The 18,471-nt window shown below is 54.0% G+C and carries 15 protein-coding genes; 7 read left to right on the top strand and 8 right to left on the bottom strand.

All coding sequences use genetic code 11. From position 1 onward, the window contains the following. Positions 1–75: 75 nt before the first annotated feature. From betC to THS27_RS03185, 3 genes are all read left to right on the top strand, one after another. The gene (gene betC / locus THS27_RS03200) at positions 76–1,626 is read left to right on the top strand and encodes a choline-sulfatase (protein WP_085587814.1); all 1,551 of its coding nucleotides are present in this window, start codon (positions 76–78) and stop codon (positions 1,624–1,626) included. A 205-nt stretch (positions 1,627–1,831) separates the two neighbouring features. Continuing rightward, positions 1,832–3,232 carry an FAD-binding oxidoreductase gene (locus THS27_RS03195; protein WP_085587812.1) on the top strand — a complete coding sequence of 467 codons (1,401 nt, stop codon included), beginning with the start codon at positions 1,832–1,834 and terminating at the stop codon, positions 3,230–3,232. A 449-nt stretch (positions 3,233–3,681) separates the two neighbouring features. Then, a complete protein-coding gene (locus tag THS27_RS03185; RefSeq protein WP_085587808.1) occupies positions 3,682–4,662 on the top strand; it encodes a hypothetical protein in 981 nt (326 codons plus the stop codon). A gap of 128 nt (positions 4,663–4,790) precedes the next feature. Here the strand turns inward: THS27_RS03185 and THS27_RS03180 are convergent, their stop codons facing one another. From THS27_RS03180 to THS27_RS03165, 4 genes are all read right to left on the bottom strand, one after another. Beyond that, positions 4,791–5,234, bottom strand: coding sequence for a carboxymuconolactone decarboxylase family protein (locus THS27_RS03180; RefSeq protein WP_085587806.1), 444 nt, complete (start codon positions 5,232–5,234; stop codon positions 4,791–4,793). Then, entirely contained in the window at positions 5,143–5,598 is a 456-nt protein-coding gene (locus THS27_RS03175; protein WP_085587804.1) for a MerR family transcriptional regulator, read from the bottom strand. The genes THS27_RS03180 and THS27_RS03175 overlap by 92 nt, the downstream gene beginning before the upstream one ends. A gap of 88 nt (positions 5,599–5,686) precedes the next feature. After that, positions 5,687–6,784: a lipid A deacylase LpxR family protein gene (locus THS27_RS03170; protein WP_246832823.1), complete on the bottom strand. Its 1,098-nt coding sequence runs from the start codon at positions 6,782–6,784 to the stop codon at positions 5,687–5,689. Beyond that, positions 6,768–7,688, bottom strand: coding sequence for a LysR family transcriptional regulator (locus tag THS27_RS03165; RefSeq protein WP_085587803.1), 921 nt, complete (start codon positions 7,686–7,688; stop codon positions 6,768–6,770). Before THS27_RS03165 ends, THS27_RS03170 begins: the two co-directional genes overlap by 17 nt. A 215-nt stretch (positions 7,689–7,903) precedes the next feature. Here THS27_RS03165 and THS27_RS03160 point away from each other — a divergent pair, with 215 nt between their 5' ends. Further along, positions 7,904–8,800 (top strand): DMT family transporter, encoded by an 897-nt coding sequence (locus THS27_RS03160; protein ID WP_168184809.1) that lies wholly within the window; start codon positions 7,904–7,906, stop codon positions 8,798–8,800. An 84-nt stretch (positions 8,801–8,884) separates the two neighbouring features. Here THS27_RS03160 and THS27_RS03155 read toward each other — a convergent pair whose 3' ends face one another. The 3 genes from THS27_RS03155 to THS27_RS03145 form a co-directional block, all read right to left on the bottom strand. Beyond that, entirely contained in the window at positions 8,885–9,793 is a 909-nt protein-coding gene (locus THS27_RS03155) for an agmatinase (protein ID WP_085587799.1), read from the bottom strand. 34 nt (positions 9,794–9,827) lie between these two features. Continuing rightward, positions 9,828–10,481, bottom strand: coding sequence for an HAD-IA family hydrolase (locus THS27_RS03150; RefSeq protein WP_085587797.1), 654 nt, complete (start codon positions 10,479–10,481; stop codon positions 9,828–9,830). 93 nt (positions 10,482–10,574) lie between these two features. Continuing rightward, positions 10,575–10,943, bottom strand: coding sequence for a helix-turn-helix domain-containing protein (locus THS27_RS03145; RefSeq protein ID WP_246832822.1), 369 nt, complete (start codon positions 10,941–10,943; stop codon positions 10,575–10,577). A 100-nt stretch (positions 10,944–11,043) separates the two neighbouring features. Between THS27_RS03145 and THS27_RS03140 the strand changes: the two genes are divergently transcribed. Next, the gene (locus tag THS27_RS03140) at positions 11,044–11,775 is read left to right on the top strand and encodes an SDR family NAD(P)-dependent oxidoreductase (RefSeq protein WP_085587795.1); all 732 of its coding nucleotides are present in this window, start codon (positions 11,044–11,046) and stop codon (positions 11,773–11,775) included. Between the two features lie 137 nt (positions 11,776–11,912). Here THS27_RS03140 and THS27_RS03135 read toward each other — a convergent pair whose 3' ends face one another. Continuing rightward, entirely contained in the window at positions 11,913–12,788 is an 876-nt protein-coding gene (locus tag THS27_RS03135; protein WP_246832821.1) for a DUF2189 domain-containing protein, read from the bottom strand. Positions 12,789–13,178: 390 nt separating this feature from the next. Between THS27_RS03135 and THS27_RS03130 the strand changes: the two genes are divergently transcribed. Both THS27_RS03130 and THS27_RS03125 read left to right on the top strand, forming a co-directional pair. Then, the gene (locus THS27_RS03130) at positions 13,179–16,742 is read left to right on the top strand and encodes an AsmA family protein (RefSeq protein ID WP_085587793.1); all 3,564 of its coding nucleotides are present in this window, start codon (positions 13,179–13,181) and stop codon (positions 16,740–16,742) included. A 177-nt stretch (positions 16,743–16,919) separates the two neighbouring features. Continuing rightward, positions 16,920–18,449 carry an inorganic phosphate transporter gene (locus THS27_RS03125; RefSeq protein WP_085587791.1) on the top strand — a complete coding sequence of 510 codons (1,530 nt, stop codon included), beginning with the start codon at positions 16,920–16,922 and terminating at the stop codon, positions 18,447–18,449. Positions 18,450–18,471: the final 22 nt, after the last annotated feature.

Below are 18,471 nucleotides of genomic sequence, written 5' to 3'. Positions count from 1 at the left end.
TCAGCAAGGCCGGACGAATTCAGGGCGTGTCGTGATGCAGTTTTTTAAACATATAATCAGGGGGTTCATAAAAAGATGACATCGAAGCCGATGAATATTCTGTTTGTCATGGCCGACCAGCTGGCCGCGCGTTGCATGCCGCTTTACGGGCATAAAGTGGTGAAAACGCCGAACCTTGATGCCCTGGCTGAAAATGCGGTGGTATTTGATTCGGCCTATACCAACAGCCCGCTTTGTGCGCCATCACGTTTTTGCCTGATGACCGGCCAGTTACCAGGCCGGATCGAAGCCTATGATAATGCATCGGATCTGGCGTCTGATATTCCGACCCTGGCCCATTATGTTCGCCACGCCGGGTATCGCACCGCATTGGCGGGCAAAATGCATTTTTGCGGGGCGGATCAGCTGCATGGTTATGAAGACCGTTTAACAGCCGATATTTACCCTGCCGATTATGGCTGGTATTGCGACTGGGACAATTTTGAAGACCGCCCGACCTGGTATCACAATATGGGGTCGGTGACGCAGGCTGGCCCGGTTTATCGATCCAACCAGCTGGATTTTGACGATGAAACCGTGTTTGAGGCCCGTCGTTATTTGTATGATGTGGCGCGCGATCAACGCCATGATGACCGGCCGTTCTTTTTGACAGTTTCTTTCACCCATCCGCATGATCCCTATAACGCCCGGCCTGAATTCTGGAACATGTATGACGGGGTCAAAATTGACCCGCCTCATGTCAACATGAAGCCCGAAGACCTTGACCCGCATTCACAACGCCTGCGTCATGTTTATAATCTGGACCAGGAACCGGTAACCGACGAGGATGTGTTAAAGGCGCGCCGGGCTTATTATGCGTCGATCAGCTATGTTGATTGCCTGGTCGGGTCGTTGATGCGTACCTTGCGCGAAACCGGCATGGCCGACAATACGCTAGTAATATTTAGCGGCGATCACGGCGATATGCTGGGCGAACGCGGCATGTGGTATAAAATGTCGTGGTATGAACCCTCGGCCCGGGTGCCGTTGTTTTTTGCCTTTCCGGGGGCCCGGGGGCAAAAACGGGTTTCGGAATCCGTATCATTGATCGATATTTTGCCAACCCTGCGTGATCTGGTGGGGGATGATAAAGTTCCCGCCCCGGCAGAACCTATTGATGGCCGCAGCCTGATGCCGCACATCAAGGGCGATGGCGGCCATGATGAAGTGATTGGTGAATATTGCGGCGAAGGGGCATTGTCGCCCATTATCATGATCCGGCGGGGGGCATATAAATATATCGCATCGCAAACCGACCCGGATATGCTGTTTGATCTGATCAATGACCCCGACGAAGTTTGCGACCTTATTGATGACCCCAAACACAGCGAAATCCGCGATGCCTTTCGCGCCGAACTGGCCGAAAACTGGGACATGGATACGTTCCGTAAAAAAGTGATCAACAGCCAGAAACGCCGCAAGCTGGTGTATGAGGCCCTGACCCGGGGGCGCATTACGTCCTGGGATCACCAGCCGACCCGCGATACATCAAATATGTATATGCGCAATCACAAAGACCTTGATGATGTCGAGATCGATGCCCGTTTGAATGTTCCGGGGTTTTATGATGTGAAGACGGGTAAATAGCGGTCTTTGGGGTAAATAACGGTCTTTGGTCTTTCGGCTTGCGGGCTGTTTGACTGCGATGGTGCCATATGAACCGTCCACGTTTGCGTGGGCGGTTTTTTACGTTAAACAGCTAAAAGGTAATACCAATTTTGATCGTCCCGGCGTAGGGTACGCAAAATACCAGGTGGGATTCCTGCCTTAATACAGATTTACGAGGAACGTCATGTCAGATCATCATTATGAACGGGTCGCAGTACCGGCCAGCCTGATTGAAACCCTGCGCGAGAAATTTGGTGATCGCGTTTCCACGGCACAGGCCGTTCTTGATCATCATGGCAAGGATGAGGGCTGGCACGATGCATCGCCGCCTGATGCAGTGGTTTTCGCCACCTCGACCGAAGAAGTTGCCGAAACGGTTAAGCTGTGTGCCGATCATAATGTGCCGATCATTCCCTTTGGCACCGGGTCGTCGCTTGAAGGGCATGTTGCCGCGCTAAAGGGCGGTATTTGCATTGATGTTTCCAAAATGGACCAGATTTTGGAAATCCATAACGAAGACCTTGATTGCCGGGTGCAGGCGGGTGTAACGCGCGAACAGCTTAACGAACATTTGCGCGATACCGGGTTGTTTTTCCCGATTGATCCGGGGGCCAATGCCTCGATCGGGGGCATGACGGCCACCCGGGCCTCAGGCACCAATGCGGTGCGTTATGGCACCATGCGCGACAATGTTTTGTCGCTGACCGTGGTAACGCCGGATGGCAAAATCATTAAAACCGCCCACCGGGCGCGCAAATCATCGGCGGGCTATGATCTGACCCGGTTGTTTGTTGGCTCAGAAGGGACACTTGGTGTTATCACGGAAATTGGCCTGAAACTGTATGGTATCCCCGAAGCCATTTCAGCCGCAGTTTGTGCCTTTCCCTCGGTCGAAGCGGCGGTAAACACCACGATCATGACCATTCAGGCCGGTATTCCGGTGGCACGGATTGAACTGCTGGACGCGTTGCAAATTCGTGCGGTCAATGCCTATTCCAAAATGACCTATGAAGAAAAACCGACCCTGTTTTTTGAATTTCATGGCACCGAAGCCGGGGTTAAGGAACAGGCCGAATTTGTGCAATCGGTGGCCGAGGAATTTGGCGGCGAGGGATTCCAGTGGGCGACCCGTGCTGAAGATCGCACCAAATTGTGGGCCGCCCGGCACAAAGCCTATTATGCCGCCTTGCAGCTTGAGCCTGGCAAACGCGGCATGTCGACCGACGTTTGCGTGCCGATTTCACGTTTGGCCGAAGCCATCATGGAAACCCGCGAGGATTGCGATGCCTCGATCCTGACCTGCACCATGGTCGGGCATGTTGGCGATGGCAATTTCCATACCCTGATCCTGCTGGACCCGGAAAAACCCGAAGAGGTCGCAGAAGCGCATCGTTTGCACGAACGCATGGTGATGCGCTCGCTCCGCCTTGGCGGCACCTGTACCGGCGAACATGGCATTGGTTATGGTAAACTGGCCTTTATGGAGGCCGAACATGGCCCCGATACCATTGCTGTGATGCGGGCAATTAAAAACGCTATTGACCCGAAAGGGTTGATGAACCCGGGAAAATTGATACCGGGTTAACCGTTTTGCGACGGGCAGGTATAATCCGCCGAAATTAACCGGGCCTTGCGGGCTGAATAAAACGATCCGGTGTGATACCGAAACCGTCAAAACCCGTTCATCTGTTTTTATCTGTGGACGGGTTTTACATGCCTTGAAAGGGGCTCTTTTGCCGTTACCGCAACGTTTTGATCCGTTCTGTAAAACACACTTGTTCCGTGTCTTGGGTTTTGATGGATCTGCCGGGGCAATTATGCATCTTGGTCGTTTTGGGTGCAGGAGGGAACGGCAGAGTTGTGTAAAATCGGTCGGCTGTTTGCCCGGTTCGTTAAATTTCGCTATGCTTTGCGCGACTTTGCGATAAAAATTATAGCGATTGCCGATTTTATGTTTTTTACGATACAATATAGTCAGTTTGCTCTCTCTATCGTTGCAATGGTGTATTTTTCATTTAAGTGGGGACGAAATTGATGAATCGGTTAATGAATTTTGCCGTGATTGCAGCGCTTTCGGGAAGCCTGATTGCCGCAAATGTATCGTCTGCATTCGCACAGGCCGCATCCGGGGCAGGGGCAAGTAGTGGTTTCCGTGCCAGCGGGGGAGGGGCCCCGGCAGGGGCCGGGGCAGCAGGTAGTGGTGCTGGTAATTTGGGTATTGGTGCCGCCGCTGCTGCTGCGGGTGTTGCAGCCGCCGCCGCTGTTGGTGTAGCTGTTACTGTTTCTACTACCTCAAGTTACTCTGCGCAGTCACTTACTGATGCTGAAAAGCAAGCGATCAATGATGCGTCAACGGACCCTGCTTCTTTGGCACAGGTCGTTCAGCAGATCCTGCAGGGTCGTGGAAAGACTCAAGAAGGCCTTTCGCCCTATATCGCGGGACTTGTGACTTCAACTGCAATCAAGCGTAATCCGAATGCTGCTGCGACGATTACGTCAACTGCGGTTGCCGTTGCGGGAGGCAGCAGTGTTGAGGTGAAAGAGGAAAATGGTCTGGCTGTTGTCACTGTTGTCGCTTCTGCAGTGGCAAGTGCCCCGAACCAAGCAGGAGAAATCACGATCGCAGCCGCAACGGTACATCCTGCTTTTCTGGTACAAATTACACAGGCTGCCGTGACGGCGGCACCAGACCGGGCGGGTGACATTACGACTGCCGCGGTCCGATTTGATCCGCCTCGGGCGGCGATGGTGGCAAAGGCTGCGGCAACGGCAGCCCCTCAGCAGGCGGCTGTCATTACCACGGCGGCCGTGGCGGCAGCACCGTCGCAGACAACAGCAATTACCAGCCAGGTTTCCTCCGTTCAGGGTGTCAATACCCAGGACGTTCAAACTGCGGCAAACACCACAAGCGAGGAGTCTGTTGATACCACCAATGACGGTTTTGACGATATCGAGCCTGTGAATACAAGTGCCGCGCAGGACAATGAGGCCAGCCCGACCACACCTAAGTCATAAGGTGCAGGCAGCCTGCCGTCGTTTCGATGGTATTTAAAACAAACAACCCCGCTGGATTATTTTCAGCGGGGTTGTTTGTTTCGATCACGCGATACCAAAAATCATTCCGGATTTATTTTTGCGATATGTTATGCGTTTGACGTCGCAACATCCCGGGCTGTTTCATCATGTTCGGCAAACACATCCTGTGCGGCAAAAAGCCCATTCAAGGCGGCAGGGAAGCCGGCATAAACCGCCATCTGCATTAGGATTTCGACGATTTCATCGCGGGTAAGTCCTACATTGAGGCCCGCTGCGATATGGACCTTTAATTGCGCAGTCGCGGTGCCCATGGCGGTTAAGGCGGCAATGGTGGCGATTTCACGATCCCGCACGGACAGGCCGGGGCGGGTATAAATATCGCCAAAGGGAAATTCAATCAGATAACGGGCGAAATCGGGGGCGATGTCGGCCAGGGCATCGACAACTTTTTGTCCGCCTTCACCGTCGATTTCTGCCAGGGCGTGTTGGCCGCGTTGGAACCGGGTTTCGGTAATCGGGCTTGTCTGTGCCGGGTTGGGCTGATGTGTCATTATCTTGCGTCCTTTGCAGGGTCGCGGCATAGCCCGCGATTTTGGTGTCAAGGACGAGAAGGTTTGCCTGAAGATTTTCGATCGTGGCCTGCACGTGCGCCCGGTGGGCGACGAGAAGATCATGCCGGGCTTTTTCGGTGGCAGGACCATCGTTGCGCATATTGGCATAGGCCAGCATGGTGCGAATGGGCATGCCAGTGTTTTTCAACCGCCCTAAAAACTCAATCCAGATCAGGATTGTTTCATCATAATCACGTTGGCCCGATGCATCGCGATCTGCGAATGGCAGCAGCCCGATACGTTTGTAATAACGAAGCGTATGGGCCGATAAACCACTGCTTCTTGCCAGTTGACCAATCTTCATGGCGTTTCCTTCCCGCGTTTACGCAAAGGACGCTAGGGGTTAGAGCGTGCTTTAAGTCAAGCCGTTTTTTATACGGTTCTGTACAAGGCTAGAATCGCATGGATACTGAAAGGGCGCCAAACTGGTCGGTGCCGTTCTGGCCGTAAAATTCCTTGGTTCGGTACACATGGGTATAGGTAATGCGGGCCTGGCCAACAATAACGGCAAAGCCAACCTGCAAATCACCAACCAGCGGTTTTTTATCGACCGAATTACTATCGGCGAATGTGTTGCCATCCAGCGTGATGTCGCGTGCCACAGCCCGGCCAACAACCCCGGCAAATAAATAACCGCTTAGCGGGAAGCCATCGGTATCGGGTTTGAAAAAGTCCGATCCGGGCAGGCTGGGGCGAATGCGCGGGGGGCCGTAATCGGCGGGTAAGTCAAAGCCGACCCGGGCCATTGCCCCAATTTCGGCATTGGTAAAGCCATTGCCGAGGGTGAAACCGGTGCTTGGGGTTAAATCGGCTTCAACACCCAGAAGTTCCTGTTTGGCCCAGCCGCGATATTTGCGTTCGTAAGACAGGCCAATGATCGGTTCGTTCTTGATCTGGTTGTCCCAGCCTTTGGGTTCGGGGCTGTCGATCAGTTTATGAACAAATTTCTGGCTTTGTTCGGTCAGCGATGCCGGGCCAACAACACCCAATGTCAGTTCCAGGGTATCAATCCGGGCGTAATCCTCGTGCCCTTCATAGCCAAGGCCGGTATCGGACAGCAAGCCCAGGCTGCCATAGAGATACCCGGCCCACGGGCGGTCGTTGGGCTGGTTTTCGGCAATGGTGATGTCGCTGGGGGTATACATGCTTTGCCCCAGCGCATAGCTGGTGCGGATGCGCCCGTTCGAAGCAAAAAACGGAATTTCCTTGGCGACATTTAAAAAGTCGGCAGGGGCGCTGTCTTCGGGCGATATAAAGGCCAGCCTTACACCATTGGTAAAATGCCGGTCCTGATTGTTTTCAACAAACAGGTCGTTTTCTACCGATAATGATATGCCCCATTTATCGTCCGGGGTGCGCTGGGACTGGGGGCCTTTGGCGGTGTTTTCCTGTGCCTGCGCCGGAACGGCGGTAACACAGGTGGCGATGGCTGTGGCACAAAACAGGGCCGCCAGCGGCGATCGGGCACGCAGGTTAGTCATTTGGGGCATAATCGCGGTTTTCCATACGAAGTTCTTTTGCCAGAAAATCGGTAACAGTGCGAATTTTACGAAGTTTGTGCCGATGCGGCGCACTTAACGCAAAAAGATTAAGGTTGCGCGGCAGATACTCCGCCAGCACACAGGAAAGATCCCCCCGCGCGATAAGGTCTTCCACAACCAGACGCGGTGTCAAGGTAATGCCGCAACCTTCTTTTAGCACATCGCGCATTGCAAGGCTGCTATTGACGCGGTAACGACCGCTAACCTCGATAGCCATTTCCTTGCCATTGGCGGGATTGGTAAAATGCCACAGGCCGGTACGCTGCGCACTGCTAAATAAAATGCAGTCGTGGCCCAACAGGTCATGGGGGTGGGTAATGGGGCTGTTCTTTGCCAGATATGCCGGGCTTGCGACCAAAACACGTGAATAACTGCCAATGCGCCGTGCGATCAGGGATGAATCGGCCAGTGTTTCGCTAACGCGCAAGGCGATGTCAAAACCCTCATCGACAATATCGGTAAGACGGTCATCCAGCACCAGGTCAACCGACAGGTCCGGGTGGGTGTTAAGCAGGCGGGCAATGGCCGGAGCCAGTTTGATCACCCCGAATGATGTGGGGGCGGCAATGCGCACACAGCCGCGCGGGCCATGGCCCAGATCGCGTACGGTTTCGTTGGCGTCATCCATGTCATCCAGGATAAGGGAAATACGCGACAGATATGTTTCGCCCGCTTCGGTCAGGCTCAGGCGTCGGGTTGTACGCGCAATAAGCTGAATGCCCAGCATGTCTTCCAGTGCATTGATCTGTTTGGTAATGGCACCGGGCGACATGTTTAAATCGCGTGCAGCAGCAGCAAAACTGCCGCGTTCGGCAATTTTGCGAAAACATTCCAGTCCGCGTAATCTGTCCATTTTGTCCCTAAAGTCCCCATCATTATTTCCATAATGGAAATAAATTGGGGCAAAAACACGGCACGATCATTAAAAAACGCTGTGGTAATCTGCCTGTTATCAAAAGCATTACCAAAGGCTTTGGTTCCCGAAAAACACTGCGATCGCGTGAAAAAATAAAGTGGCGTAACGCGTGTCGCGTGTCTGGGGCAGGGGCCGAAATGAAAGAGTGGATAATGAAAGCACTATTGTTGCTGTTAGGGGCAGGGATGTTGGGCGGGGCATCCATTCTTCTTGCCAAGCTGGCGGTTGGGGCGGGTATTTCGCCCCTGTCCTATTTATTCTGGCAGTGTCTTGGTGCGGGGGGCGTGCTGCTGATTATTTCGGCCTTGCGCCGGGATATGCCGTCATTTGCGCCGCGTTATTTGCGCTATTATTTTATTGCCGGGCTGGTCAGTCTGGCCCTGCCAATGGGGGTGGGGTATTTTATGGTGCCGTATTTGGGCGCGGCACTGGCAGGGGTCTTTACCGCAATGCCGCCATTGATAACGTATCTGTTATCCATGTGTGTCGGGCTGGAGCGCGCCCGCCTTGGCCGGATGATGGGCCTGATGGCGGGGTTTGCGGGCGTATTGGTTTTATATGTGCCACAATTATCGGCCCCCGATAGCACTTTGCTGGTTTATTTGCTGATTGCAGCGATCATTCCTCTTAGCCTGGCGATGGGCAATGTTTATCGCACGGCTGATTGGCCGGTTGGGGCCAACCCGGTGCCGCTGGCGGCAGGTATGATGCTGGCAAGTGCACTATATTGCCTTGGGTTTGAAACCCTGCGCGACACCCTGATGGTTCCATCGATTGATCAGAGCTATCTTTGGGGGATTATCATGGTTCAAATTGTTGTCGCTGCCCTGATGTATATGTGCCATTTCGAACTGCAACGTGTTGCAGGCCCGGTTTATCTTAGCCAGATCGGGTATGTTATGGCATTGACGACCCTGATCGGTGGTGTCGCCCTGTTTAACGAAGAATTACGCCCTGAATTGTTGATCACGCTGGGCTGCGTGGTGTTAGGGACGTTTCTGGTGCGTCCCGGCGGGAAAAAGGCCGCATCGCACGCGGTGGATGTGTGAAAACCCTGTAATGTTGTTGGCAATATCTGCCGCCGCGTGCGAGCTGTATTTTCTGATGGCCGTGCAGGCAAAAGGCACAGGCACCTAGCGTTGCCGCACGATCGTGCCAATTGCATTAACCAGCAGGCGTGCAGCAACCAGGGCTGATATGCCATTAATATCGGCGGGTGGATAAAGTTCTACCAGGTCGAACCCCGCAATGCGCGCACGGGTACCCGCACCGGCGATCAGATCAATAACCTGTGTATAGCCAAGGCCGCCTGGTGTGCGGGCCGCCACCCCGGGCATGATGGCAGGGTCAAGCCCATCACAATCGAGGGTGATTACCACTTGCGCACCCTGGGGGATGTGGCGCAGCGCGGCTTCCACGCCATGTGCGTGTATGTCGCGTGCGGTGACAAAATGGCTGCCGTAATTTCGGGCGGCGTTAATTTCGGTTTGGCGTGCGCTGCCAACACTGCGAAGGCCAACCTGCACCATGCCCGCGACATGTGGCATTTCACTGGCCCGGCGCATGGGGCTTGAATAACCGTATCGTTCGCCGTGTAATTCGTCGCGCCAGTCAATATGGGCGTCGATTTGCAAAATCCAGATCGGTCCGTGGTCGGCAAAACCGTTGAAAAAAGGTATGGGCAGGGAATCATCCCCTCCCAGTAAAATTGGCACGGCAGACATTGCCAGTATTTCGCGGGTTTTTGCTTCCACCAGGCGGCAGTTATTTGCATTTTCGTGCATGATGGTCGGAATGTTACCTGCATCAATGCAGCTTACCGGTTTGCCGTCAAACAGGGGCCCGTCGAGGTCAAAATCCCAATGGTCAATCAGGGGGGCGTCGCCCTGGCTGGCTGCGCGGATGGCATCGGCCGCCATGGCATAACCGCTGCTATCCTTGCCCGGATAGGTGCTGCCGTGCCCTGCGCCAAAAATCACGGCGCGCGGGTTGATGCCATCGGCAAGGTGCGCCGGAAGACCCAGAAATGAAGCTGAGGACATTGTTATTTCCCTGTGTCAGTTTTTGGCTGCGCGGTTACGCAATCACCTTAAGCGTTAAGGTCCCGTCAGGGGCGATATCGCAGGCAAGGTTTTGATAATCAATAATGGTTTCACCCGCCTTGTCATCAGGGCTGTCATGGGTTGCTGTGACAATCATGACGTCGGCACCCGCGGCTTTGCCAGCAGCGATACCTGCCGGGGCATCTTCCCACACCAGGCAGTTCGAAATTTCAACGTTCAGTTTTTCGGCAGCGGCGATAAAACAGTCCGGTGCCGGTTTTCCTGCATTTACATCTTCAGCGGTGATCAAAATATCGGGCATGGGCAGACCCGCCGCCGTAATGCGTTGCAAGGCAAGACGGCGCGGCGATGACGTGACAATTGCCCAGCGATCCCGGGGCAGGGCTGATAAAAACCTGGCCGCACCGGCAATGGGTTTTACTTTATCAACGGCATTAAATTCGGCATCGGTCAGCAAGGCAACCTCGTGGTCGATGTCAATGCCTGCCGGGCCAAACCGGGCAATGGTTTCAGCCGCGCGCACGCCATGCATGGCTTTTGTTACTTCGGCAGCATCAAGGCCATGGCGAACGGCCCATTGGCTCCAGGCTTCAATGGCAACCTCGATACTGTTGATAATTGTACCGTCCATATCGAACAGGAAGGCTGAAAATCGACGCCCGGTCATAGAATTACCTTTTAAAAGCTGGTTGAGTATCAGGGTGGCAGATTGAATTTATGATCGGAATTTCAGTCTGTCAGTGTTTGGGGCACGGCACAATTATTGTGTTCTTTTATCATAGCCTGCTTGTGCCTGTTCAAGTTCACTGCCATGGGTTAAGGCCCAGTCATAAAGGGCCTCGAACGGTTTTTTCAACGACAGACCAAGCGGGGTGATCGAATATTCGACACCAACGGGTGTTGTCGGCAGAACTTCGCGTTTTACAAGTCCGTTGCGTTCCAGCCGTTTCAGGGCCTCGGCCAGGGCCTTGTGCGTAATGCCGTCAAGACGGCGCATGAGCTGGTTAAAACGGGCCGGGCGCGGGCATAAAACCGTTAAAATCAGCACAGACCATTTATTGGCGATTTGTTCCAGTATCGGGCGGGTTTGATAGACGTTAATCAAGGGGGCGTCGATATCATCGGGCACGGCGATATACTCCTATATATCTACGCTATATTAAGTGCATTATTGACCTTAGATATACATTATATATCGTGGCGTCAATCATCACAAAAGGAGTTTTCCGATGGAAAGATTGACCCAGAAAACAGCCCTGATCATTGGAGGAGCCAGTGGGATCGGCCTTAAAATAGCCGAACGTTTTGCGAGCGAGGGCGCGCGCGTTATTATAACCGGTCGTCGGCAGGATGCGCTTGATGCTGCTATTGTCGGGATAGGTCATAATGCTGTTGGCATTGTTGCCGATGCTGCTAACCAGGATGAAATTGCTCAACAGATTTCTGTTATTGGTAAACAATATGGAAAACTGGATGTTTTGGTAATCAACGCCGGAACATCGGCATATTCAGAACTTGAAACTGTTACGCCGGAGCATTTCGACCAGATTTTTGGTCTGAACGTGCGGTCGCCGGTATTTGCCGCGCAGGCGGCCGTGTCGTTCATGCCACCGGGCAGTTCGATTGTCCTGATCGGTTCCATTGCCGGGATGATTGGCACGGTAGGATATGGCACCTATGGGGCCAGCAAGGCGGCCATTCGTGCATTTGCACGCAGTTGGGCAAACGAACTGGCCCCAAAGGGCATTCGGGTGAATGTTGTCAGCCCCGGGCCGATTGATACGGCCATGTTTGATGCGGTATCGGATGATGTGCGAAAAACCCTGACCGATTTGATCCCTGCCGGCCGTCTTGGTCGCCCCGAAGAGGTCGCCAGTGCGGCGCTGTTTTTGGCAAGCGACGAGGCCGGTTTTATTGTCGGGGCGGAATTATGTGTGGATGGTGGCATGGCGCAGGTTTAAAGCACCCGTAATTTGCCAAAAAACGCGTGCGCCGGCCATGTGAACTTTTCCCGTTATAACGGGGTGTTTTTGGTGTCGGCCAGGGTTTTTAACACGGGAAGGCCCTTTGTTACCGGGGCTTCCCGTGTTTTTATATTTTATGGTACAACCCGGCGCAAACGCGGGGCATCGGCGTTTGTGGTGTCGATCAAACCGCGATAGGCGTGCCAGCTGGCATGGCCCAAAAGCGGCATGACAACGGCCAGGCCCAGCAAGAACACCACCATGCCACAGGCGGCCAGCACGGCAAGGGCAGCGGCCCAGCCGGTTAAAACGCGCCAGTTGGCACGAAAGGCGCGAAGGCTAAGGGTAAGGGCCGTAATGACATCGATATCGCGATCCACCAGAAGCGGTATCGTGACCAGCGAGATGGCAAACACCGTAATGGCAAAAACGCCACCAAGGATGGACCCTGTAATCAGAAACACCATTGCATCGCGGGTAAAAAATGTTTGCCAGATCAGGGTATCAAGCGGGGGAACATTGCCGTTGTAAAACAGGGCAAACAGAAACATCGCCACCTGAAACCAGACCAGAAAGAACAGCATTAAAATAATGCCGATGGCACCTAACTGGCCGGGATTGCGGCGAAAGCCGTTCAGGCTGTGCCACAGGGTAACGTTTTCGCCCATTTCAAGGCGGCGGCTGGTTTCATACAGGCCCACCGCCAAAAGCGGCGCAATCAGCATAAAGCCGGCCCCCAAAGGCAAGGTCAGATAGGGCAGGCCCGACTGAAACAGACTAAGTAAAATGATATAACCCGCTAAAACACAGAATGCACCATAGGCAAGCCCAATGGCAGGTGTGCGTTTGAAATCGCGCCAGCCTGCTTCCAGCCATTTGCCAGACTGGTCGCTGGTAACGGCACGAATGGCAATGCCGTGCCGGGTGAAGCCCGCCGGTGCGGTTGCATCCCCGTTGCTGTGCGACGCCGTTGGGGTCGTTACATGCGAGGCTGTGGTATCCGTCATCATATATCCTCCCTGCGCTGAAGCGATGATCGTTTCAGCAGATACAACCCTCTTTGTCCTGCCAGATCATCGCGGGTGATGATCCGGGTGGGTATTTTGTTTTTTATTTGAGGTTTATATTAGCACCTATTAATTGTTTTTCCAGCATAGCGTTATGAACCAGTGATCGTAATCGCTGTGCATCACGGATGTTTGAGGGTTAAAACTGCACTTAGCCGGAACAAATGCGGTGCTGCCCTTGTTTCAGGGGGGGCTTGAAAGGGTAACAACCAAAAGATTGCCATTTTCTGCTGCAATGCAAATCAGGGCCTGTATGATAATGGTTTCTATGGGGAAAATTTTGTTGGGGCCGACCCGGCAGATCGCGCGCAAAAAGAAAGCGGAGCTGAAGCGTTGAAAAAGATACTCGCTGTAATTGGCGCCCTTGTGGTGGTGGTCATTGTTGCCTTGCTGGTTATTCCGTCGCTGATTGACTGGAACAGCTATAAATCCGAGGTCACAACGGCCGTAAACGAAGCCACAGGACGCAATCTTGAATTGCGCGGCGATTTGTCCTTGTCATTATTGCCGTTTCCCGCACTTTCGGTTGAAGATGCCGTGCTGGGCAATGTCGATGGTGCCACCGATAAAAACATGGTGACTGTCAAGGAAGTTGAAGTTTCAGTTGCGCTGATGCCGCTTCTGACCGGCAATATTCGGGTCACACAGGTGCGCCTGATTGACCCGGTCGTGTCGATTGAAACCTTTGCCGATGGCACCAGCAACCTGGTGTTTGACCCCAAAAATGCCGAAGGGCACGGCCCGGAAGCAGGTACAATCAATTCCCCTAAAGACCAGAGCGCCCCGGCGGGTGGTGAGGCTGGAAGCGACACGGTACCGGCTAAGAATACGGGTGAAAGCTCGCTTGCCAGTTCGGTTCGCGTCGATAGCCTGTCGATCGAAAATGCCACCATTATTTACCGTGCCCCGGGCACAGAAGAAAAAATTGAAGGCCTGACCCTAAGTGTTGAAGCCGATAGCCTGAACGGCCCGGCAACCGGTGAAGGCTATGTTTTTTATCGCGGCATCCCGATGACCTTCAAGCTGAACCTGGGCGAAATCAGCCAGAACAAACCGTTCCCGGTTTCGGTTCGTTTGGGTATTGATGAAGTTGACGGCGGCATTGATGTTGGCGGGCAGGTTGACCTTTCGGGCGATGCCCCGGATTTTAACGGTGAAATTAACGGCAAGTTTGACGATTTGCGCAAGGCAGCCCAGCGCATTGCCGGTGATGATGCCGATATTCCCGATATTGCCGCCAAGGAATTTGACCTGTCGGGCAAACTGGCCGCCAACGCCAAGGCGGTAACGGTGAATGACCTTGCGGTTCGCTTTGGCGAAACCCGGGGTTCCGGCGCGCTTTCGGTGGCGACCGACCCCAAAATGAAGGCCGATTTGGCCCTGCGTTTTAACCAGCTTGACCTTGATGCGATCATTGCGCTGGCCAATGCATCTGGCGGGCATAAGGATGCATCCGCCGATAGCGCATCCACCCCCGAAAAAGCAGCGGCGGATGTGCCTGATGCGACTAAACCCAACGGGCAGTCCATCCCTGCGCAGGGGCGTAAAAACGGCGTTGCCGATGCGGGCACGGCACCGCTTATTCCCGCAGACCTGACCGGATCGATTGATCTGGAAGTGGAAAGTCTGATTTATAATCAGACCCCCATTCACAATGCGCGGATCAATGCGGGCATTGCGAACAGTAAAATCACCCTGAACGAAGTATCGGCTGGCTTGCCCGGCGGAACGGATTTGCAGGTTTTTGGCTCTATTTCCGGGGCGAAACCGCAAGTCAGTGCTGATTTGCGTTATGAAATTGCCTCGGAAAATATCCGGGCGGTGATGCGCTGGCTGGGTGTGGATGTGGACGGTGTTCGCGCCGACCGCTTGCGTCGCTTCTCGCTGACCGGCGGGTTAAAAGGCACCCCGGACCAGATTAATATCAATAATGTCGATATGCGTCTGGACGATACCGCAGTTCGCGGGGCGATTGTTGCCAATCTTGACAGTGAAGGTCTGCCCGCCCTTGGTATCGGGCTTAAGCTTGATAAAATCAATCTTGATCAATATATGGGCGCGTCCTCGGCGGCGAAACCCGCCACGGGTGATGCGGCGGCCAATGACACAACGGCCAGCCCCGACGGGGCGGCAAGTGAAGGGGCACAAAAAGGTGCAAAGCAGGATCTGGTTAAAACCATCCACGATGCATTGGCACCCTTAAACGGCCTTGCCGCCAATTACCGGATTGGTGCGGATGAAGTCATATCATCGGGTGTCGCCATTCGGGGTATTGCATTGGAAGGTAGCCTTAACGGCCCTGACATCACCCTTAAAAATCTTTCCGTGGCCGATGCGGCAGGGATGTCGCTTCAGGGGAGTGGCGGTTTTCTGGGACAAAAGGATGTACCGGAATTTAAAAACCTGAAACTGGGTGTGACCGCCAAAAACCTGGAACCGTTTGTTAAATTGACCGGCATCACCTTGCCCGCCCCGGCGGCGAATTATAAGTCGATGAAGGTTGATGTCGCCCTTAACGGTGCCATTACCGGGCCAAACCTGGATGCCAGCCTGTCAAATTCGACCATGCAGGTGGCCCTGAAAGGCCAGTTGCAAGACCTGTTAGGGGATGCGCCCGGCCTTAAAGGCGATATTACCGCACAGGCAGGCAGCCTTAACCGGGCCTTGCCGCTGGTGGCCCCTACATATGAGCCGTCGGGTGATCTGGGCCGTTTGGCGTTGCAAGGCACAGTGGATGGGAATGCCAAAAACGTTGCCGTTAATATTGCCAAACTGGCCATTGGGGCATTTGAAACCAGTGGCACAGTTAAAATGGATGCAACGGGCGAGCGGACCAAACTTGATGTCAGTTTGAAGGGCGGCACGTTAAAGGTTGATCCGTTTTTACCGGCATCGAAACGGGCGGCACTTGATGTGCCGCGTACCGGGATGCGCCGGGCGGCATTGCCCGCGTTTGACAATGAATTGTTAACCCGTGTCGATGCCCGCGATGGCACCCCATGGGATGATAACGTGATTGACGTTTCAGCCTTGCGTCTGATTGACGGTACCATTGCCATTGTGCTGAACCAGCTGGACTACGATCATTTCTTGCTGGTAAACCCGGACCTGTCGGTAAAGATGGATCAGGGGCTGGTGACGATTGACAAGCTGACCGGCAAACTTGGCGATGGTCCGCTGGATGTTTCGGGGACGTTTGATGCCCGCAAGGATACCCCCAAGCTGGATTTGACCGGAACGCTGGATAATGCAAATGTTGCCAGGGTTTTCCCGATCCGGGTTGCCAATGATGATGTGACAGGCACGGCAGGGGCTAAATTTACGGTAACGGCAACCGGCAATACCTCGCGTGCGCTGGTTAAGGCATTAAACGGCACAGCCAATTTCATGCTTAAAGATATTCGCTTTAGCAATGCGGGCAAACGATCAACCGATCCCAAGCTGGACCTGCGTGCCTTGCTGCGTCAGGGGCCGGCGGCCATGGTGGTGGAAGGCGTTGGTAATAACGACCTGTTGCGGACGCTGGATGCCGATTTGCAAATTACCAACGGTATTGCCAAAACCACCCGTGTTGATGCGACATCACGTGTGGGCACCGCCGATGCCAACGCGACGCTGGATTTGCCAAAATGGGTTATGGATACCGAGGCTGATTTTGATTTTTCCGAAAAAATCAACGATCTGCCGCCATTCAGTGTTTATGCCAAAGGTAAAATCGACGATCCCGCAATTAGTGGCCGTATGGACAAGGTGGCGGTTAAAACCCTGGAAAACCTGCTGGGCAAGGCATTGGGCAACAAAAAGTCCGATAGCGGCGAAAGCCAGTCTGACGGGGACAAGGCCAAGGATGCCGCTAAAGGTGTTCTCAAGGGATTATTGAACCAGTTTGGCCGCTAAATTTTCGGGCCGAAAATGATTGAAACAGCAAAAACAGCTCCGGTTTCGGGGCTGTTTTTGTATTTGGGGCGGGCTTGCAATGCCGACATGTTCATAAATCTGCAAAAAAACCTTAACAAATGGTGATTGCTTCGACATGATCCGCCCGTCGATTCCCCTGCAAAGGTTATGGTTGCTATGGTCGCGAAAAAGACGGCGCTCGATAAAGACCTGAAATGGCAGCGGCGAATGGACGCCGGTGTTGGTGAAACAGCCTCGCTCAGTGCAAAACTGGGTTTATCGCTTGTTTTTCTGCTGGCGTGCAGCGCATTTGTTGCCTTTCACATGGGCGGGCTGCCGCGAAGTGGCTTCCTGATTGCTGCCGCTGTTATTGGCGGTTACATGGCGCTTAACATTGGTGCCAACGATGTTGCCAACAATGTTGGTCCTGCTGTCGGTTCGCGTGCGCTTACCATGCTGGGGGCGTTGCTGGTGGCGGCGGTGTTCGAGGCGGCCGGGGCAATTCTGGCCGGCGGTGATGTGGTCAGTACCATTAAAAACGGTATTATCGACCCTGCCCAAATGCCCGATGCTCAAACCTTTATCTGGGTGATGATGGCAGCCCTGCTGGCAGCGGCCCTGTGGCTTAATCTTGCGACATATCTTGGCGCACCTGTTTCCACCACCCATTCCATTGTCGGCGGGGTGATGGGGGCCGGTATGGCCGCTGTGGGCACCCACGCGGTGAACTGGTCCAATATGGGGGCCATCGCGGCAAGCTGGGTAATTTCGCCGGTACTGGGCGGGGTGATTGCCGCCGGGTTTTTGGCCTTTATCAAATTCAAGGTTTTATATGTGCCTGACCGGGTAACGGCGGCGCGTAAATGGGTGCCGCTTCTGGTGAGTATCATGGTGTCTGCTTTCACCATGTATCTGATGATGAAGGGCATTAAAAAGATCTGGAAGGCCGATACATTCACCATCATTTTAATTGGTGTTGCTGCGTTTGCCCTGACCTTGTGGCCGGTGCGCAAGGCGGTCTTTCGCGCCTCGGCCGATATGACCGGACGGCGCAAGGAAATCGCTTCGCTGTTTCGTATTCCCCTTATTGTGTCGGCGGCCTTGTTGTCTTTTGCCCATGGCTCAAACGATGTTGCCAATGCGATTGGGCCGCTTGCGGCAATCGTATCCGGTGTTGATCAGGGCCAAATTGTTACCTCGGCACCCATTCCGATCTGGGTGATGGTGATCGGGGCGCTGGGTATTTCGGCGGGGTTGATTTTGTTCGGACCAAAACTGATCAAAACCGTTGGCAGCAAAATTACCAAGCTGGACCCGATCCGCGCCTATACGGTGGCCCTGTCGGCGGCATTAACCGTTATTGTCGCATCGGCCTTTGGCCTGCCGGTCAGTTCAACCCATATTGCGGTCGGTGCGGTGTTTGGTGTCGGTTTCCTGCGGGAAACCCTAAGCCATCGTCGCCGGTTGCAGGATGCCCCGATGCTGATTGGTGAGGGCAGCGGCCTTAGCGCGCAAAAACAGGATATCGAAGCCTTGCGCCAGATGGACCCGGCCCTGGCCGACCGGGCCGAACGCAAATTGCACAAACGCCTTTTGGTGCGCCGCCGTTATGCCCTGACCATTGCCACAGCGTGGATTGTAACGGTGCCTGCAGGGGCATTTTTGGGTGCCCTTCTATTCTTTACCATCCGTGGCATGATGCTGTGATGATGGCACAGGTTCGCAGCGT

The sequence above is a fragment of the Thalassospira sp. MCCC 1A01428 genome (genome assembly GCF_002115825.1).
Taxonomy (GTDB): Bacteria; Pseudomonadota; Alphaproteobacteria; order Rhodospirillales; family Thalassospiraceae; genus Thalassospira.
Note: the sequence above shows the minus strand (reverse complement) of the source record. Positions and strands in the feature narration are given on the sequence as shown.